The organism is Streptomyces sp. A1277 (assembly GCF_004795015.1).
Taxonomy (GTDB): Bacteria; Actinomycetota; Actinomycetes; order Streptomycetales; family Streptomycetaceae; genus Streptomyces.
The window spans coordinates 16,503-33,919 of the sequence record NZ_SSBI01000019.1; the positions used below are offsets into that span (position 1 = coordinate 16,503).

General features: G+C 70.7%; 17 protein-coding genes and 1 riboswitch. Of the genes, 12 read left to right on the forward strand and 5 right to left on the reverse strand.

Annotation, left to right across the window (positions count from 1 at the left end):
* Positions 1–54: 54 nt before the first annotated feature.
* The 4 genes from E6R18_RS15040 to gcvT form a co-directional block, all read right to left on the reverse strand.
* The gene (locus E6R18_RS15040; RefSeq protein ID WP_136317401.1) at positions 55–1,437 is read right to left on the reverse strand and encodes an L-serine ammonia-lyase; all 1,383 of its coding nucleotides are present in this window, start codon (positions 1,435–1,437) and stop codon (positions 55–57) included.
* A 155-nt stretch (positions 1,438–1,592) separates the two neighbouring features.
* Positions 1,593–2,852 (reverse strand): serine hydroxymethyltransferase, encoded by a 1,260-nt coding sequence (glyA, locus tag E6R18_RS15045; protein ID WP_136317402.1) that lies wholly within the window; start codon positions 2,850–2,852, stop codon positions 1,593–1,595.
* A 20-nt stretch (positions 2,853–2,872) separates the two neighbouring features.
* Positions 2,873–3,250, reverse strand: a complete 378-nt coding sequence (gene gcvH / locus E6R18_RS15050; protein WP_136317403.1) for a glycine cleavage system protein GcvH — start codon at positions 3,248–3,250, stop codon at positions 2,873–2,875.
* A gap of 102 nt (positions 3,251–3,352) precedes the next feature.
* Positions 3,353–4,468 (reverse strand): glycine cleavage system aminomethyltransferase GcvT, encoded by a 1,116-nt coding sequence (gene gcvT / locus E6R18_RS15055; protein WP_136317404.1) that lies wholly within the window; start codon positions 4,466–4,468, stop codon positions 3,353–3,355.
* 140 nt (positions 4,469–4,608) lie between these two features.
* Positions 4,609–4,702, reverse strand: a riboswitch (glycine riboswitch).
* Between the two features lie 183 nt (positions 4,703–4,885).
* On the opposite strand from gcvT, the gene E6R18_RS15060 reads away from it, so the two are divergent.
* The 10 genes from E6R18_RS15060 to E6R18_RS15105 all read left to right on the forward strand — a co-directional run bounded on the left by E6R18_RS15060 (position 4,886) and on the right by E6R18_RS15105 (position 15,688).
* Positions 4,886–5,584 carry an AAA family ATPase gene (locus E6R18_RS15060; RefSeq protein WP_136317405.1) on the forward strand — a complete coding sequence of 233 codons (699 nt, stop codon included), beginning with the start codon at positions 4,886–4,888 and terminating at the stop codon, positions 5,582–5,584.
* A gap of 114 nt (positions 5,585–5,698) precedes the next feature.
* A complete protein-coding gene (locus tag E6R18_RS15065) occupies positions 5,699–6,493 on the forward strand; it encodes an enhanced serine sensitivity protein SseB (RefSeq protein WP_136317406.1) in 795 nt (264 codons plus the stop codon).
* 250 nt (positions 6,494–6,743) lie between these two features.
* Entirely contained in the window at positions 6,744–7,484 is a 741-nt protein-coding gene (locus E6R18_RS15070; protein ID WP_136317407.1) for an enhanced serine sensitivity protein SseB C-terminal domain-containing protein, read from the forward strand.
* A 351-nt stretch (positions 7,485–7,835) separates the two neighbouring features.
* The gene (locus tag E6R18_RS15075; protein WP_136317408.1) at positions 7,836–8,828 is read left to right on the forward strand and encodes an ABC transporter permease; all 993 of its coding nucleotides are present in this window, start codon (positions 7,836–7,838) and stop codon (positions 8,826–8,828) included.
* 44 nt (positions 8,829–8,872) lie between these two features.
* Positions 8,873–10,630, forward strand: a complete 1,758-nt coding sequence (locus tag E6R18_RS15080; RefSeq protein WP_136317409.1) for an ABC transporter substrate-binding protein — start codon at positions 8,873–8,875, stop codon at positions 10,628–10,630.
* Between the two features lie 90 nt (positions 10,631–10,720).
* Positions 10,721–11,710 (forward strand): ABC transporter permease, encoded by a 990-nt coding sequence (locus E6R18_RS15085; RefSeq protein ID WP_136317410.1) that lies wholly within the window; start codon positions 10,721–10,723, stop codon positions 11,708–11,710.
* Complete coding sequence (locus E6R18_RS15090; protein ID WP_136317411.1) at positions 11,707–12,795, forward strand: ABC transporter ATP-binding protein; 1,089 nt, start codon at positions 11,707–11,709, stop codon at positions 12,793–12,795. Before E6R18_RS15085 ends, E6R18_RS15090 begins: the two co-directional genes overlap by 4 nt.
* On the forward strand, positions 12,792–14,090 hold the full coding sequence (locus tag E6R18_RS15095) for a dipeptide ABC transporter ATP-binding protein (protein WP_240799741.1): 1,299 nt from the start codon (positions 12,792–12,794) through the stop codon (positions 14,088–14,090). Before E6R18_RS15090 ends, E6R18_RS15095 begins: the two co-directional genes overlap by 4 nt.
* An 18-nt stretch (positions 14,091–14,108) precedes the next feature.
* Positions 14,109–14,768 carry a trimeric intracellular cation channel family protein gene (locus E6R18_RS15100; protein WP_136317412.1) on the forward strand — a complete coding sequence of 220 codons (660 nt, stop codon included), beginning with the start codon at positions 14,109–14,111 and terminating at the stop codon, positions 14,766–14,768.
* A gap of 83 nt (positions 14,769–14,851) precedes the next feature.
* Positions 14,852–15,688 carry a thioesterase family protein gene (locus tag E6R18_RS15105; protein ID WP_136317413.1) on the forward strand — a complete coding sequence of 279 codons (837 nt, stop codon included), beginning with the start codon at positions 14,852–14,854 and terminating at the stop codon, positions 15,686–15,688.
* A gap of 304 nt (positions 15,689–15,992) precedes the next feature.
* On the opposite strand, the gene E6R18_RS15115 is transcribed toward E6R18_RS15105, so the two are convergent.
* The gene (locus E6R18_RS15115; RefSeq protein WP_136317415.1) at positions 15,993–16,652 is read right to left on the reverse strand and encodes a TetR family transcriptional regulator; all 660 of its coding nucleotides are present in this window, start codon (positions 16,650–16,652) and stop codon (positions 15,993–15,995) included.
* A gap of 114 nt (positions 16,653–16,766) precedes the next feature.
* Here E6R18_RS15115 and E6R18_RS34035 point away from each other — a divergent pair, with 114 nt between their 5' ends.
* Positions 16,767–16,919, forward strand: coding sequence for a hypothetical protein (locus E6R18_RS34035; protein ID WP_018553198.1), 153 nt, complete (start codon positions 16,767–16,769; stop codon positions 16,917–16,919).
* A gap of 46 nt (positions 16,920–16,965) precedes the next feature.
* Positions 16,966–17,346, forward strand: a complete 381-nt coding sequence (locus tag E6R18_RS15120; protein ID WP_136317416.1) for a DUF4190 domain-containing protein — start codon at positions 16,966–16,968, stop codon at positions 17,344–17,346.
* Positions 17,347–17,417: the final 71 nt, after the last annotated feature.

The window sequence follows — 17,417 nt, forward strand, 5'->3', positions numbered from 1 at the left end:
GGAAGGCCCTGACAGCGCTGAAAGATACAAACGCACTGGTCAGGGCCAATCTGCCTAACACTCGATGATGTTCACCGCGAGCCCGCCCCGGGCCGTTTCCTTGTACTTGACGGACATGTCCGCCCCGGTCTCCTTCATCGTCTTGATGACCTTGTCGAGGGATACCTTGTGGCTCCCGTCGCCGCGCAGCGCCATCTTCGCCGCGGTGACCGCCTTCACCGCGGCCATGCCGTTGCGCTCGATGCACGGGATCTGGACGAGGCCGCCGACCGGGTCGCAGGTCAGGCCCAGGTTGTGTTCCATGCCGATCTCGGCGGCGTTCTCGACCTGTTCGGGGCTGCCGCCCAGGACCTCGGCGAGGGCGCCGGCGGCCATGGAGCAGGCGGAGCCGACCTCGCCCTGGCAGCCGACCTCGGCGCCGGAGATGGAGGCGTTCTCCTTGAACAGCATGCCGATGGCGCCGGCGGCGAGCAGGAAGCGGACGATGCTGTCGTCCTTCTCGGCCTCGGTGGCGCCGCCCGCCGCGAAGTTCATGTAGTAGTGCAGGACCGCCGGGATGATGCCGGCCGCGCCGTTCGTCGGGGCGGTGACGACGCGGCCGCCCGCGGCGTTCTCCTCGTTGACCGCCATCGCGTAGAGCGTGATCCACTCCATGGCGTGGGTCTGCGGGTCGCCCTCCGCGCGCAGCTGGCGGGCGGTCTTCGCGGCGCGGCGGTGGACCTTGAGGCCGCCGGGCAGGATGCCCTCGCGGGCCATGCCCCGCGACACGCACGCCTGCATGGCGCGCCAGATGTCCAGGAGGCCGGAGCGGATCTCGTCCTCGGTGCGCCAGGCGCGCTCGTTCTCCAGCATCAGCGAGGAGATGGACAGGCCGGTCTCGCGGGCCGTGCGCAGCAGCTCGTCGCCGGTGCGGAAGGGGTACTTCAAGACCGTGTCGTCGAGCACGATCCGGTCCTCGCCCACGGCGTCCTCGTCCACGACGAAGCCGCCGCCGACCGAGTAGTACGTCTTCTCCAGGAGTGGGGCGCCCTCGGCGTCGTACGCGAAGACGGTCATGCCGTTGGCGTGGTACGGGAGCGCCTTGCGGCGGTGCAGGACCAGCTGCTCGTCCGCGTCGAAGTCGATCTCGTGCATGCCGAGGAGGTTGATCCGGCCGGTGGTGCGGATCGCCTCGACCCGGTCGTCGGCGGTCTCGACGTCGACCGTGCGGGGGGACTCGCCCTCCAGGCCGAGCAGGACCGCCTTGGGGGTGCCGTGGCCGTGGCCGGTGGCGCCGAGGGAGCCGTACAGCTCGGCGCGCAGCGAGGCGGTGTGGGCGAGCAGGCCCTCGTTCTTCAGGCGGCGCGCGAACATACGGGCCGCGCGCATGGGGCCGACCGTATGGGAGCTGGACGGGCCGATGCCGATCGAGAACAGGTCGAAGACCGAGATGGCCACGGGGTGACTCCTAAGGGTTGGTAGACGCCGTTGTCCGCCGGGTGGTGCGGTACGGGCCGGATCGGCCCGAAGAACAAGGGGCAAGGGATGGGGCACCGTGCTCACTGTTCAGTGTGCGCGGTGCCCCTCCCGGAAACGCAAACGTGCTGGTCCGGCTACTTCAGGCCGGGGTACAGCGGAAACTTCTCGGCGAGCTTCGCGACCCGGGCCTTCAGGTCGTCCGCGTCGTAGGACGGCTTGAGGGCGGAGGCGATGATCTCGGCGACCTCGGTGAAGTCCTCCGTCTGGAAACCGCGGGTGGCCAGGGCCGGGGTGCCGATCCGCAGGCCCGAGGTGACCATCGGCGGCCGCGGGTCGTTGGGGATGGCGTTCCGGTTGACCGTGATGCCCAGCTCGTGGAGCCGGTCCTCGGCCTGCTGTCCGTCCAGCTCGGAGTTGCGCAGGTCGACCAGGACCAGGTGCACGTCCGTGCCGCCGGACAGGACGGAGACGCCCACCTCGGTGACGTCCGGCTGCACCAGGCGCTCGGCCAGGATGCGGGCGCCGTCCAGGGTGCGCTGCTGGCGCTCCTTGAACTCCTCGCCCGCCGCGACCTTGAACGAGACCGCCTTGGCCGCGATCACGTGCTCCAGCGGGCCGCCCTGCTGACCCGGGAAGACCGCCGAGTTGATCTTCTTGGCGAGCTCCTGGGTGGAGAGGATCACACCGCCGCGCGGACCGCCGAGGGTCTTGTGCGTGGTGGTGGTGACGACGTGGGCGTGCGGCACCGGGTTGGGGTGCAGGCCCGCGGCGACCAGACCGGCGAAGTGCGCCATGTCGACCATCAGGTACGCGCCGACCTCGTCCGCGATGCGGCGGAAGGCGGCGAAGTCCAGCTGACGCGGGTACGCGGACCAGCCGGCGACGATCAGCTGCGGCTTGGACTCCTTGGCCAGGCGCTCGACCTCGGCCATGTCCACGGTGCCGGTGTCGTCCACGTGGTACGGGACCACGTTGTAGAGCTTGCCGGAGAAGTTGATCTTCATGCCGTGGGTGAGGTGACCGCCGTGCGCCAGGTTCAGGCCCATGATCGTGTCGCCCGGCTTCAGCAGCGCGAACATCGCGGCGGCGTTGGCCTGCGCACCGGAGTGCGGCTGGACGTTCGCGGCCTCGGCACCGAAGAGCGCCTTGATGCGGTCGATCGCGATCTGCTCGACCACGTCGACGTGCTCGCAGCCGCCGTAGTAGCGGCGGCCGGGGTAGCCCTCGGCGTACTTGTTGGTCAGGACGGAGCCCTGCGCCTCCATGACGGCGACGGGAGCGAAGTTCTCCGAGGCGATCATTTCGAGCGTGGACTGCTGGCGGAGGAGCTCGGCGTCGACGGCGGCGGCGACGTCCGGGTCCAGCTCGTGGAGGGAGGAGTTGAGAAGCGACATCAGGTGGTCCCTTGGGGTCTTTAGTTGCCGGAGAACTCGGTGTACTCGTCGGCGGAGAGCAGGTCCTTCGGCTCCTCCGCGACACGTACCTTGAACAGCCAGCCGCCTTCGAACGGAGCGGAGTTCACCAGTGACGGGTCGTCCACGACGTCCTGGTTGGAGGCCGTGACCTCACCGGTCACCGGCGAGTACAGGTCGCTGACCGACTTGGTCGACTCCAGCTCACCGCAGGTCTCGCCCGCGGTCACCGTGTCACCGACCTCGGGGAGCTGGGCGTAGACGACGTCGCCGAGCGCGTTGGCCGCGTGCTCCGTGATGCCGACCGTGGCCACACCGTCCTCGACGGCCGACAGCCACTCGTGCTCCTTGCTGTACCGCAGCTGCTGGGGGTTGCTCATGACCTGAATTCTCCTGTACGCGGGGGAGTGCTGATGAACGGTGGTCTTACGGTGTGAGACGGGACTGCGTCACGTACGCGGAGCCCGCCGGGTCCTACGCTTCTACTTCTGCCGCTTGTAGAAGGGGAGCGCCACGACCTCGTACGGCTCGTGGCTGCCCCGGATGTCCACGGCGACGCCCGCGGTGCCCGGCTCGGCGTGCGCCGCGTCGACGTACGCCATGGCGATCGGCTTGCCCAGGGTGGGGGAGGGGGCGCCGGAGGTGACCTCGCCGACGGCCTGGCCGTCCGCGACGACCGGGAACCCGGCGCGCGGCACCCGGCGGCCCTCGGCGACCAGGCCGACGAGCTTGCGGGGCGGGGCGGTCTCGGCGCGCTCGGCGGCGGCCTCCAGCGCCTTGCGGCCGACGAAGTCGCCGTCCTTCTCGAACTTCACGACCCGGCCGAGCCCGGCGTCGAACGGGGTCAGCGAGGTGGTCAGCTCGTGCCCGTACAGCGGCATGCCCGCCTCCAGGCGCAGCGTGTCGCGGCAGGAGAGCCCGCACGGGATCAGGCCGTGCGGGGCGCCGGCCTCGGTGAGCGCCTTCCACAGCTGCTCGGCGTACTCGGGGGCGACGAACAGCTCGAAGCCGTCCTCGCCGGTGTAGCCGGTCCGGGCGATCAGCGCGGGCGTCCCGGCGACCGTGCCGGGCAGCCCGGCGTAGTACTTCAGGCCGTCCAGGTCCGCGTCGGTCACGGACGCGAGGATCGCGGGGGACTCGGGGCCCTGGACGGCGAGCAGCGCGTACGCGTCGCGGTCGTCGCGCACCTCGGCGTCGAAGCCGGCGGCGCGCTCGGTGATCGTGTCGAGGACGAGCTGGGCGTTGCCGGCGTTGGCGACGACCATGTACTCCTCCTCCTGGAGGCGGTACACGATCAGGTCGTCCAGGATGCCGCCGTCCTCGGCGCAGATCATCGTGTAGCGGGCGCGGCCGACCGGGACGGTGCCGATGTTGCCGACCAGCGCGTAGTTCAGCAGGTCCACGGCCTGGGGGCCGGTGACGGTGATCTCGCCCATGTGGGAGAGGTCGAAGAGGCCGGCCTTCGTGCGGACGGCGTTGTGCTCGTCGCGCTCGCTGGCGTAGCGCAGCGGCATGTCCCAGCCCGCGAAGTCGGTCATCGTGGCGCCCAGCGAGCGGTGCAGGGCGTCGAGGGCTGTGAGACGGGGGGTGGTGCTCATGGACGGGGCTCCCAGGGCATGACGACGAGGACGATCCTCCCCATCTGTCATCGGAACCTGAGAGGTTCGCCGAGAGACCCCGCGGGGGTTCGGCTTGCACCTTGGGTGGAGCCGCGGCGCGGCTCGCTTTTCAGATCTGCCTCATCCACGCGGTACGGGGCCTGAGAGATTCAAGGGAGGATCTTGCTCCTTCGGCGCCCGGCACGGTGACCGGGACTCTCCCGCGCGGATTCAAGCGGCCTGTATGCAGTTGGCGGGGTCATCATCGCACGCATCCGGGAGGAGTGGGGCGCCGGGACAGGTGCGGTCGGTCACCGGATTCCGGCGGGTCGCACGGTTGTGGCGCATTACCTTTTCTTTACACTTCGCGGGTATGTACCGGCCGTGCACGCGCCGGCCATACGGCAGGGGGAGGCGATGACGTTGCGATACGCGACGACCGCGGGGCTTCGCGGACACGGCCCGGTGCGCGACGCGCCGCCCGCGCAGCCGGGCTCGCCCGCCCGCCGCGCGGCGGCGTTACGCGCCCCCGTCGTCCGGGACCTGCGCGGCCGGGCCGGGCGCGGCCCGCGCGTCCTGCGCTTCACCGCCGGGGACATCGTGGTGGTCTCCGGGCTGCCCGGCAGCGGCAAGTCCACCCTGATCGCCCGCGCCGCCCCGGCGCACGCCGTCGACTCCCAGGACGCCCGGGACCGCTGGGCCGCCCGGCTGCCCCGCTCGGTCCCCTACCTCCTCTACCGCCCGCTCGTCCGGCTCGCCCACTACTGGGGCCTGCGGCGGGTCCTGCGCTCCGGCGCCTCCGTCGTGGTGCACGACTGCGGCACCCAGGCATGGGTGCGCGCCCGGCTCGCCCGCCACGCCCGCCGCCGCGGCCGCGGCCTGCACCTGGTCCTGCTCGACGTCAGCCCGCGGACCGCCCGTGAAGGACAGCGCGCCCGGGGACGCGGCGTCTCCGGATACGCCTTCGCCCGGCACCGCAGGGCCGTGCGGCGGTTGCTGCGGGACATCTCGACCGGACTGCTGCCGCGCGGCTGCGCCTCGGCCGTGCTGCTGGACCGGGACGCGGCCGGGCTCCTCGCGCGGATCACGTTTGCTGACGCACAGACCGACAGCTGAGCGCGGTCCGTCCAAAAGCCGGACAGTAGCCACGAGACGAAGGGTGCGGGACAGCGCGCACCGGAACAGGCCCTACCCTCTTGCTGCACGGCATCGGGGTGAGAGAGGGAAGCAGTGGACATTCCTGCACAGGCCGGGAGCCAGCCGCAGGGCGGATGGCCGGCCAATGAACTCGAAGAGGTGCTGGGCGCCTCGCTCGGCGTCCCGGAGGCGGGCGGCCGCCTCGTGGAGGTGCTCGGGCGCAGCAACGTCTGGGTGCCCCTGCCGGGCGGCGGCGGGCCCGACGCCCGCGACCTCGACCTGCCCACGCTGGAGATCGAGGGCGCCGCGTACGTCCCCGTCTTCAGCTCCGAGCAGCAGTTCCTCGCCTGCGTCGGCGCGCACATGTCGTTCACGGTGGCCCCCGCCCGCGACTTCGCCCGCGGTCTGCCCCCGCAGCTCGGCATCGCGGTGAACCCGGGCGGTGCCGTCGGCATGCCGCTGCCCCCGCCCGCCGTCGCGGAGCTCTGCAGGGCCGGACGAACCCCGCTCGACGGCCCGGCCGTCGGCGGCAGGGTGCGGCTGTTCGAGCCGGACTGGCAGGAGGAGCCCGTCGACTTCCTGGCCGCCGCGGCCGGCGAGTTCGAGGAGAGCGGCGTCGTGCTCGGTGCCCGCCGGGCCCTTGCCAGCATCGAGGGCGGCGACCCCGTCCTCTTCGTCGGTGTCGAGCTCTCCACCTGGGAGGGCGCCGGGCAGAGCGCCCCCATGGACGCCCTGGGCCGGGCGCTGGGCCGCGTCGAGGTGCCCTGGCCGGTCAACCTCGTGCTGCTCGACATGGCGCAGGACCCGGTCGCCGACTGGATGCGCGAGCGGGTGCGGCCGTTCTACACGCGCGCGGGCGCTCAGGGGTCCGGCCCGTTCGCGGGATGACGGGGCCGGCCCGCGGCGTCAAGCCGGTGACAGTACCGCCGCATAAGCTGGTTTGATGGCCGAAGGCCCGTGCCCGGTGGCCGAAGGCCGGCGGCTCGGCACCGCGCCGCACCCGAGTGCCCCGGGGCGGCAGGCCGAAACAGAGGATCGACGAGGGGCGGGACCCAGGGTGAGTGCGTCAGGCACGGGGGCGGCCGACGGGGTCTTCCCCGCTCGAGCGGAGCCGAGAGGTCCGGGACAGGTCGAGCACATGCTGCGCCAGGTCACGCCCGGGCGCTACGACGCGTACGAGGCGCTGCTGCAGGCCCTGGCGGCCGACCGGGTCTGGATGCTCCTCTGGCACGGCCGCCCGGGCGCCCCCGACGCCCAGTACGGCAACATGGAGGTCGACGGGCTCGGCTACGCCCCCTGCGTCACCTCCGCCCAGGAGCTCTCCGCCAGCGGCTGGAACCGGGACCACGAGGTCGTCGCTGGCCTCGACATCGCCCGCGCCCTCTACCCCGACCGCTGGGGCATCTGGCTCAACCCGCACGGCCCCGGCGGCGGCGTCGGCGTCCCCTGGCTGGACCTGCGCCGCATCGCCACCGGCCTCGACCGGATGCCCGCGGGGCCGCTGCGGATCAGCGAGCCCGCCATCGAGATCCCGCAGTTCTACGCCCAGCTCGCGCGAAACGCCCACCACACGCCGGCGATCCGCTCGCTGCGCCGCGCCTGGGTGCAGCCCGCGCTCGGCGTCCCGTACCTCGCCATCGGCCTCGACCTGTACGACACGAGCTCGCCGTCCGTGGACGCGGTGCGCGCGATGATGCGGCAGTCGGTCGGCGCCGTCCCGGACGGGCTGCCCGTCTCCACGGTCGCCCTGTCCGACGAGTACGACCCCGTTGCGATGTGGCTGCGCGCCGGCGCCCGGCCCTTCTACGACCGCGAGGCGCACGCCGCCCCGGGTTACGGCTACCCGCAGGCCCCCGGCGCGGCTCCGCACGCGTACTGACGGCGCGTCGGCGGCCTGCGCATTCTCGGGGCATTCGTCAGCTGCTCAACGCTCTTGCGCGGTATGACCGTTATTGCTGATAAGTGACCGAGAGGTCCGCTCGGTGAGCATGGTTGTCCGGATACCGGAAGCATTCTGACGGCATCACGTTTGAGCAAACATTCCCCGTGAGGTCTGGCGGGGGGTCGCGAAGTGACTGAAGACTCCACGCAGCAGGTGCTCCCTGCCCTACGTGCCCCGCTTCTCACCAGGGCATGTCCGGCCGAGCCCTCGCGCCATTCAGCTACGAAGAAGCCGCTACCGCGGCGGTCACGGGCCGGCCATCGCCGGCCGAGAGGGGTCTCCAGCGCAATGACGGCACCTATCGAGACCACTGGGGCGGATGCGCGGCCCGAAGCGGTGCTGGAAGGCGCGGGCCGTAAGGAGATCGAGGGCCGTTCGCTCGGCCGCATCGCCTGGACCCGCTTCAAGCGGGACAAGGCGGCGATGGCCGGTGGCATCGTTGTCGTGCTGCTGATCCTCACCGCGGTGTTCTCCAAGCCGCTCCAGTCGCTCCTGGGGCTCGACCCCGACGCGTTCAACCAGGGCCTGGTCGACCCCATCATGCTGGCGCCCAAGGGCGACTTCGGCGGGATGAGCTGGGACCACCCGCTCGGTGTCGAGCCGCAGACCGGCCGCGACATCCTCGCCCGCATCCTCGAAGGCTCCTGGGTCTCGCTCGTGGTCGCCGTCGGCTCGACCCTGCTGTCCGTCGCCATCGGCGTCGTCATGGGCGTCGTGGCCGGGTTCTACGGCGGCTGGGTGGACAGCCTCATCAGCCGGCTGATGGACACCTTCCTCGCCTTCCCGCTGCTGCTCTTCGCGATCTCCATCTCCGCCTCCCTGCAGGGCAACGCCTTCGGGATGGAAGGGCTCACGCTGCGGATCGCGGTCCTGATCTTCGTGATCGGCTTCTTCAGCTGGCCCTACATCGGCCGCATCGTCCGCGCGCAGACCCTGTCGCTCCGCGAGCGCGAGTTCGTCGAGGCGGCCAGGTCGCTGGGCGCCCGCGGCCCGTTCATCCTCTTCCGCGAGCTGCTGCCCAACCTGGTCGCGCCGATCCTCGTGTACGCGACGCTGCTGATCCCCACGAACATCCTCTTCGAGGCGGCGCTGTCCTTCCTGGGCGTGGGCATCGCCCCGCCCCAGGCTTCCTGGGGCGGCATGCTCACCCAGGCGGTCGACCTCTACGAGGTGGACCCGATGTTCATGGTCATCCCCGGCATGGCGATCTTCATCACCGTGCTGGCCTTCAACCTGCTGGGGGACGGGCTGCGTGACGCACTCGACCCTCGTGGCAAGTAAACGCGGCAGTGCCGCACAGGACTAGCGAGGGGGCTTTCCTCAGCATGCAGAACAGAAAGACAGCGGCGCTCATAGCCGTCGCGATCGCGGTGTCGCTCGGTGCCACGGCGTGCAGCAAGGACTCGGACGGCGGCGGCGGCAAGGGCGGCGGCAACGCCAAGGCGGACGCCGGCCTGACGAGCATCGTCAACGCCTCGGACAAGAAGGGCGGGACGGTCACCTACGAGCACACCAGTGGCCCGGACTCCCTGGACCCCGGCAACACGTACTACGGCTGGGTGCAGAACTTCGCCCGCCTGTACGCCCGTTCGCTGGTGACCTTCAAGCCGGCCGCCGGCAAGGAGAGCCTGGAGGTCGTGCCCGACCTCGCCACCGGCCTCGGCAAGGCCAGCGCGGACGCCAAGACCTGGACGTACACGCTCCGCAAGGGCGTGAAGTTCGAGGACGGCTCCGAGATCACCTCGCAGGACGTCAAGTACGCCGTCGAGCGCTCCAACTTCGCGCCGGAGGCCCTGTCCAACGGCCCGACGTACTTCAAGGCGTACCTGGACGGCGGCGACAAGTACAAGGGTCCGTACAAGGACAAGTCCGCCGAGGGCCTCAAGTCCATCGAGACCCCGGACAAGTACACGATCGTCTTCCACCTCAACAAGCCGTTCGCGGACATGGACTACCTCGCCGCGTTCTCGCAGACCGCGCCGATCCAGCAGAAGGCCGACACGGGCGCCAGCTACGTCCAGAAGATGGTCTCCTCGGGTCCGTACAAGTTCTCGGCGTACGACGAGAGCAAGGGCGCGACCCTGGTCCGCAACCCGCAGTGGGACGCCAAGACGGACCCGATCCGCAAGGCGCTGCCGGACAAGATCCAGCTGAAGTTCAACGTCAACCCCACCACGGTCGACGAGCACCTGCTCAACGACGAGACGACCGCGGACATCGCGGGTACGGGTCTGCAGTCCAAGACCCAGCCCAAGGTCCTGCGCAAGGCGGCGGAGAAGGCGAAGACGGACAACCCGTACGCCGGCGCCCTCCAGTACCTCGCGCTGAACGTCAACGTGAAGCCGTTCGACAACGTCGAGTGCCGCAAGGCCGTCCAGTACGCCGTCGACAAGCAGAGCATGGTCGACTCGATCGGCGGCTCGGTCAAGGGCGACCCGGCCAGCACGGTCATCCCGCCGACCGTCGCCGGCTACAAGAAGTTCGACCTGTACCAGACCGAGGGCAGCAAGGGCGACGCGGCCCAGGCCAAGGAGCACCTGGCCAAGTGCGGTCACCCGAACGGCTTCAAGACCACGCTGACCGCGCGTTCCGACCGTCCTGACGAGGTCACCGCCGCCACGCAGCTCCAGAACAGCCTGAAGGCGATCGGCGTCACCGCCGAGATCAAGCAGTTCCCCGCGGACAAGTACTTCACCGACTTCGCCGGTGTCCCGAACTGGGTCCACAAGAACAACGCGGGCATGATGATGATGGCCTGGGGCGCCGACTGGCCGACCGGCTTCGGCTTCCTCGACCAGATCGTCAACGGCTCGGCCATCAAGCCCTCCGGCGGCACGAACCTGATGGAGCTCGACGACAAGGGGATCAACAACCTCCTCGTCAAGGGCATCGGCACCGTCGACACCGCGGAGCGCAACGCCACGTGGGGCGAGGTCGACCAGAAGGTCATGGAGAACGCCTCGGTCGTTCCCCTCTTCTACCGCAAGAACCTGCTCTACCGCCCGGACTCCGCGGCGAACGTCACCGTCACCGACGCGTACCTCGGCATGTACGACTACGTGCTCATGACGTCCAGCAAGTAACACCTGTTCACCAAAAGCATCCCCTGAAAGGCAGGTGAAGGCGCCGGGCCGGCGGGCGTACCCCGCCCGCTCGCCCGGCGCCGCACGGCTGTGGCTGCGTACATCATCCGACGCGTATTCGCCGCGGTGTTGCTGCTGCTGGTGGTCAGCGCAGTCACGTTCGCGATCTTCTTCCTGGTGCCCCGCCTCGGCGGGCAGACCCTCGACTCCATGGCCGCCCAGTACGTGGGGAAGAGCCCCGACCCCGACGTCATCGCCGCGGTCAAGAAGAACCTGGGGCTCGACCAGCCCCTGTACCTCCAGTACTGGCACTTCATCAAGGGCATCGTCGTCGGCGCCGAGTACCAGTTCGGCCCCGACCCCGTCACCTGCAACGCCCCGTGCTTCGGCTACTCGTTCAAGACCCACACCGAGATCTGGCCGCAGCTCGTCGACCGGATCCCGGTCACGCTGTCGCTGGCCGTCGGTGCCGCCGTCATCTGGGTCGTCTCCGGTGTCGCGATCGGCGTCGTCTCCGCGCTGAAGCGGGGCTCCTTCTTCGACCGCCTCTCCATGGGCGTCGCCCTCGCCGGTGTCTCGCTGCCGATGTTCTTCACCGGCCTCGTGGTCCTGGCGCTCTTCGGCAACGGCGAGTACGTCCCCTTCACCGAGGACCCGGTCGCGTGGGCCGGCAGCCTGGTCCTGCCCTGGTGCACCCTCGCCCTGCTCTACTCCGCGCTCTACGCCCGGCTCACCCGGGCCGGAATGCTGGAGACCATGGGCGAGGACTACATCAGGACCGCGCGGGCCAAGGGCCTCCAGGAACGCAAGGTGGTCGTCAAGCACGGGCTGCGCTCCGCGCTCACCCCGCTCGTCACCATCTTCGGCATGGACTTCGCGCTGCTGCTCGGCGGCGCGGTCATCACCGAACGCGTCTTCTCCTTCCAGGGCCTGGGCGCCTTCGCCATCCAGGGCGTGACCACCGCCGACCTGCCCAAGGTGATGGGCGTGACCCTGGTCGCCGCCTTCTTCATCGTCATCTGCAACCTGCTGGTGGACCTCGTGTACGCCGCGATCGACCCCCGGGTGAGGCTCTCATGAGCGACGCAATCAGCAAGGCTTCCCGGGCAACGGACGCCGTTCCGGGGCCCCGGTCCGGCGACGGACACGCGTTCCTCTCCGTACGCGACCTCACCGTCCACTTCGACACCGACGACGGCCTCGTCAAGTCCGTCGACGGCGTCAGCTTCGACCTGGAGGCCGGGCAGACCCTCGGCATCGTCGGCGAGTCCGGCTCCGGCAAGTCCGTGACCTCGCTGGGGATCATGGGCCTGCACACCTCGGAGCGGGCCCGGATCGGCGGCGAGATCTGGCTCGACGGCGAGGAGCTGATCGGCTCGGGCGCCGAACGCGTACGCAAGCTGCGCGGCCAGAAGATGGCCATGATCTTCCAGGACCCGCTCTCCGCCCTGCACCCGTACTACACGATCGGCACGCAGATCGTGGAGGCCCACCGGGTCCACAACAAGGTCGACAAGAAGACCGCGAAGAAGCGCGCCATCGAGATGCTCGACCGCGTCGGCATCCCCGAGCCGCACCGCCGGTACGACGACTACCCGCACCAGTTCTCCGGCGGCATGCGCCAGCGCGCGATGATCGCGATGGCCCTGGTCAACAACCCGCAGCTGCTCATCGCCGACGAGCCGACGACCGCCCTGGACGTCACCGTCCAGGCGCAGATCCTCGACCTGATCCGCGACCTCCAGAAGGAGTTCGGCTCCGCGGTCGTCATGATCACCCACGACCTCGGCGTCGTCGCCGAGATCGCGGACAGCCTGCTCGTGATGTACGCGGGACGCTGCATCGAGCGCGGCAGCGCCGAGAAGGTGTTCTACGAGCCCCAGCACCCCTACACCTGGGGCCTGCTCGGCTCGATGCCGCGCATCGACCGGGAGCAGACCGACCGGCTCGTCCCGGTCAAGGGTTCGCCGCCCAGCCTCATCAACGTCCCGTCGGGCTGCGCCTTCCACCCGCGCTGCCCGTACGCCGACGTCCCGCCCGACAACATCACCCGCACCGAGCGTCCGGAGCTGCGGCAGGTCGGCGACGGGCACTTCTCCGCGTGCCACATGTCGCCCGAGCAGCGCGACCGGATCTGGACCGAAGAGATTGCGCCGAAGCTGTGACTGAGCTGAACAAGAAGACTCCCGCGCCCGCCGCGGCCGGGTCGGACGGGTCCGGTCCCGAGCCGCTCCTCAAGGTCGACGGCCTGGTCAAGCACTTCCCGATCACCAAGGGCGTGCTGAAGCGCAAGGTCGGTGCGGTCCAGGCCGTGGACGGGCTCACCTTCGACGTGCGCCCCGGGGAGACCCTGGGCGTCGTCGGCGAGTCGGGCTGCGGCAAGTCGACCATGGGCCGGCTGGTGACCCGGCTGCTGGAGCCGACCGGCGGAAAGGTCGAGTTCCAGGGGCGCGACATCACCCACATGTCCGCCGGGCGGCTGCGGCCGATGCGCCGCGACATCCAGATGATCTTCCAGGACCCGTACGGCTCGCTGAACCCGCGCCACACGGTCGGCGGGATCGTCAGCACCCCCTTCAGGCTCCAGGGCGTCAAGCCCGCGGGAGGCGTGAAGGCGGAGGTCCAGCGGCTGCTGGAGCTGGTGGGCCTCAACCCCGAGCACTACAACCGCTACCCGCACGAGTTCTCCGGCGGTCAGCGCCAGCGCATCGGCATCGCCCGGGCGCTCGCACTGAAGCCGAAGCTGGTCGTCGCGGACGAGCCGGTCTCGGCGCTGGACGTGTCGATCCAGGCGCAGGTGGTGAACCTGCTGGACGACCTCCAGGACGAGCTCGGGCTCACGTACATGATCATCGCGCACGACCTGTCGGTGATCCGCCACGTCTCGGACCGGATCGCGGTCATGTACCTCGGCAAGATCGTCGAGCTCGCGGACCGCAAGTCGCTGTACGAGGCGCCGATGCACCCGTACACGAAGGCGCTGATGTCCGCGGTGCCCGTGCCCGATCCGCGCCGCCGCGGTGCCAAGAGCGACCGCATCCGGCTCAAGGGCGATGTGCCGTCGCCGATCTCGCCGCCGGCCGGCTGCCGGTTCCACACCCGGTGCTGGAAGGCGACACAGGTCTGCGGGACGACCGAACCGCCGCTGCTCCAGCTGAAGACCGGGCACCAGGTGGCCTGCCACCACCCGGAGAACGGCGAGGACCTGGTGCCGGGGGACGCGCCGCTCGTCGCGGACGTCATCACCGTGAAGTCGGCCGGCGCGACGGTGCCGGCCGCGGAACCCGCCGCGCCGGAAGCGCCGGAAGCGCCGGAGGGGTCGGAAGCGCCCGAGGAGTCGGCCGCGCCGGAGGCTCCGGAAAGCGCCGAGACCGCCGGGGCCACGGAGGTCACCGGGCCCGCCGGGGCCCCCGAGCCCGCCGAGTCCCCGGATTCGTCCCAGGACGGCCCGAAGGAGTAGTACGGGCACAATTGTCCGGTGCTCAACGAACTGTTCACGCCCTCCGTCCAGCATGCGCTCGACATCGTCGGGATCTTCGTCTTCGCGATCTCCGGTGCCCTGCTCGCCGTGCGCAAGAACTTCGATGTCTTCGGCATCGCGGTGCTCGCCGAGGTGACCGCGCTGGGCGGAGGGCTCTTCCGTGATCTGATCATCGGCGCGGTACCGCCGGCCGCCTTCACGGACCTGGGGTACTTCACCACCCCGCTGCTCGCCGCCGGCCTGGTGTTCTTCCTGCACCCGCACGTGGAGCGCATCCAGGTCGGCGTCAACGTCTTCGACGCCGCCGGCCTCGGCCTGTTCTGCGTCACCGGCACGGTGAAGGCGTACGACTACGGCCTGGGGCTCACCTCCTCGGCCGCGCTGGGCCTGGCCACGGCGGTCGGTGGCGGTGTGCTGCGGGACGTGCTGGCCAACGAGGTGCCGTCGCTGCTGCGCTGGGACCGCGACCTGTACGCGGTGCCCGCCATCGTCGGGGCCACGATGACCGTGCTCTGCATCCGCTTCGACACCCTCAACGCGCTGACCAGCGGCGCGGCGGTGATCACCGCGTTCACCCTGCGGCTGCTCGCGCTGCGCTTCCACTGGCGGGCCCCGCGCGCCTACAACCGGCGCTCGGCGCGGGCGGACGAGGCGTAGCGGATTCCGATGGCCCGATACACCGATACACCGATACATCGAAAAGCTACCGCTCAGTAATACGATCGGTGTACGGTGCCTCCATGGCACAGGCAACCATCGGAGACAGCGAGTTCGACCGGGACACCGCCGTCACCCTTCGCGAAGAGGGCGTCTACGACGCCGAGCTCTCGGCCGGCTGGACGATCATCCACGCCGTCAACGGCGGCTACCTGCTGGCGATGCTCGGCCGCGCCCTCGGCGAGGCCCTTCCGCACAGCGACCCGTTCACCGTCTCCGCGCACTACCTGACCGCGTCCGTGCCCGGCCCCGCGATGATCCGCACCGAGACCGTCCGCACCGGCCGCACCCTGTCCACCGGGCAGGCGTCGCTCTTCCAGTACGCCGAGGACGGCACCGAGGTCGAGCGCATCCGGGTCCTCGCCACCTACGGCGACCTGGACGCGCTGACCGACGACGTCCGCACCTCGGCCAAGGCCCCGGCCATCCCGCCCCGCGAACACTGCCTCGGCCCGAGCGACGGCCCGGCCCCCATCCCGGGCAGCTCCGCCATCACCGAGCGGCTCGACATCAAGCTCGACCCGGCCACGGTCGGCTGGGCGATCGGGCAGCCGTCCGGCAAGGGCGAGATGCGCGGCTGGTTCGGCCTGGCCGACGGCCGCGACCCCGACCCGCTCTCCCTGCTGCTCACCGTGGACGCGCTGCCGCCGACCTCGTTCGAGCTGGGGCTCAAGGGCTGGACCCCGACCATCGAGCTCACCACCCACATCCGCTGCCGCCCGGCCCCCGGCCCGCTCCGCGTCTCCATCACCACCCGCAACCTGGCGGGCGGCTTCCTGGAGGAGGACGCGGACGTCTGGGACAGCGCCGACCGCCTGGTCGCCCAGTCCCGCCAGCTGGCCCGCGCCCCGCGCAGCTGACCCCGTGACGGACCCGCTCCACGCCGCCCGTCTTCACGGACAGGCGGTGCGGGTCATACAGCGATACGGGTACCGGGGGGCGTCCGCAGGAAACGGGTGAGCACGGCGGTGAGCTCCGCCGGAGCATCCTCCTGCACGAGGTGCCCGGCCCCTTCGACGAACCGAGGGGAAGGGTGTTCCGTGCACCAGGACGACGGGAGGCGCCGCAGCGCCGCCCAGGACGTCCCAGCGGACCTCCCCGGCGAAGCTGGCGAACGTGCGGCCCAGCGTCCACCAGCCGGCGGCGTCGTTCATGCCGTGCAGCCTATGACCGTCCCGCCGGCCCGCCCCGGGGCCCCCGTTCCGGCTCGTCCAGCCAGTGCAGGGCGCCGAGCGTGATCAGCCGGAGGCGGCGCCGGGCGACGCGGGCCACCCGCGCGGCGCCGTCCGGGCCCGCGTCCAGTATCGCGGAGGCGGTGACCACCATGTGGTCCACGTAGAGGCCGCCCAGCATCAGGAGGTCCTCCTCGGTCCAGCCCTGTGACTCCGGTTCCGTCGCGAGGGCCGCCGCCACCTCCTCGGCGAACAGCTGGAGCTGGGCCGCGATGGCCTCGCGGACCGGGCCGACCCCGCCGTGCTGCTCGCGGGCGATGAAGCGGAAGTGGGCGGGCTGCTCCCGCACGTGACGCGCGATCAGGTCGACGCTGCGGTCCAGCCGGACCTCGCTGTCGCCCGTCCCGGCGAGTATCGCGCCGATCATGCCGTGCAGGCTGCCCAGCGTCTGTTCGACCAGGGCCACACCGAGTGCGGGGATGCTCTCGAAGTGCCGGTAGAAGGCCGTGGGGGTGATGCCCACCGCCCGGGTCACCTCCCGCAGGCCCAGGCTGCTCAGGCTCTGGTGCTCCAGCAGCCCGAGCGCGGCGTCCAGCAGCGCCTGGCGCGTCTTCAGCTTCTGGCTCTGCCGGATGCCGGCGGTGTGACTCATGCCATTCAGTAAACAACTGTTCTCTGACGCGGGAAAGGGGCGCACAGGTTTAGACTCATAAGTCAGTGAACACTCGTACTCCGAATGGTTCACCCGCACACGGAAAGGCCGAACATGATCGTCCTTGTCGCCGCCCTGCTCCTGCTGGGGATCGTGCTGGGAGCGGTGGCCCAGATTCCCCTTCCGCTGACGCTCGTCCTCGGCGCCCTGATCGGCTGCTGGCTGCTCGTCTTCGCCGTACGCGAGAGGACGCGCCGCTCGCAGTGACGGCCGCCCCGATCCGTACCGTCTCGTACCCGAAGGAGTCCGCACCATGACGCACACCGTGTACGCCCGCCGCACCACGTCCGAGACCGGGACCGAAACCGGGGCGGGGCCCGAGACCGAGCCCCGCACCGGCGCCGCGCCCGGGCCCGAGGCCGATGGTGCTCAGGCCGCCCCCGCCCGTCGGCGCTCCACCCGGGACGCGGACGCGCTCGCCGTCGCCTCCTTCGTGCTGGGGCTCGTCGGGCTGCTGGTGATGAACATCCTGCTCGGCCCCGCGGCCATCGTCATGGCGCTCGTCGCCCTGGCCCGCTCCACCGCCCGGCGCGGCCGCGCCTTCCTCGGCCTCGCGCTCGGCATCGCCGACCTGGTGGTCCTGGCCTTCCTCGTCACCGGAAACGGCGTCGTCGCCTGGAGCTTCGGCGGCTGACCGGGCCCCGCCCGCCGCGGTGCGCGGCCCCGGGACCCCATGCGGTCGGCATACGCCCCGCCCCGGGCTCG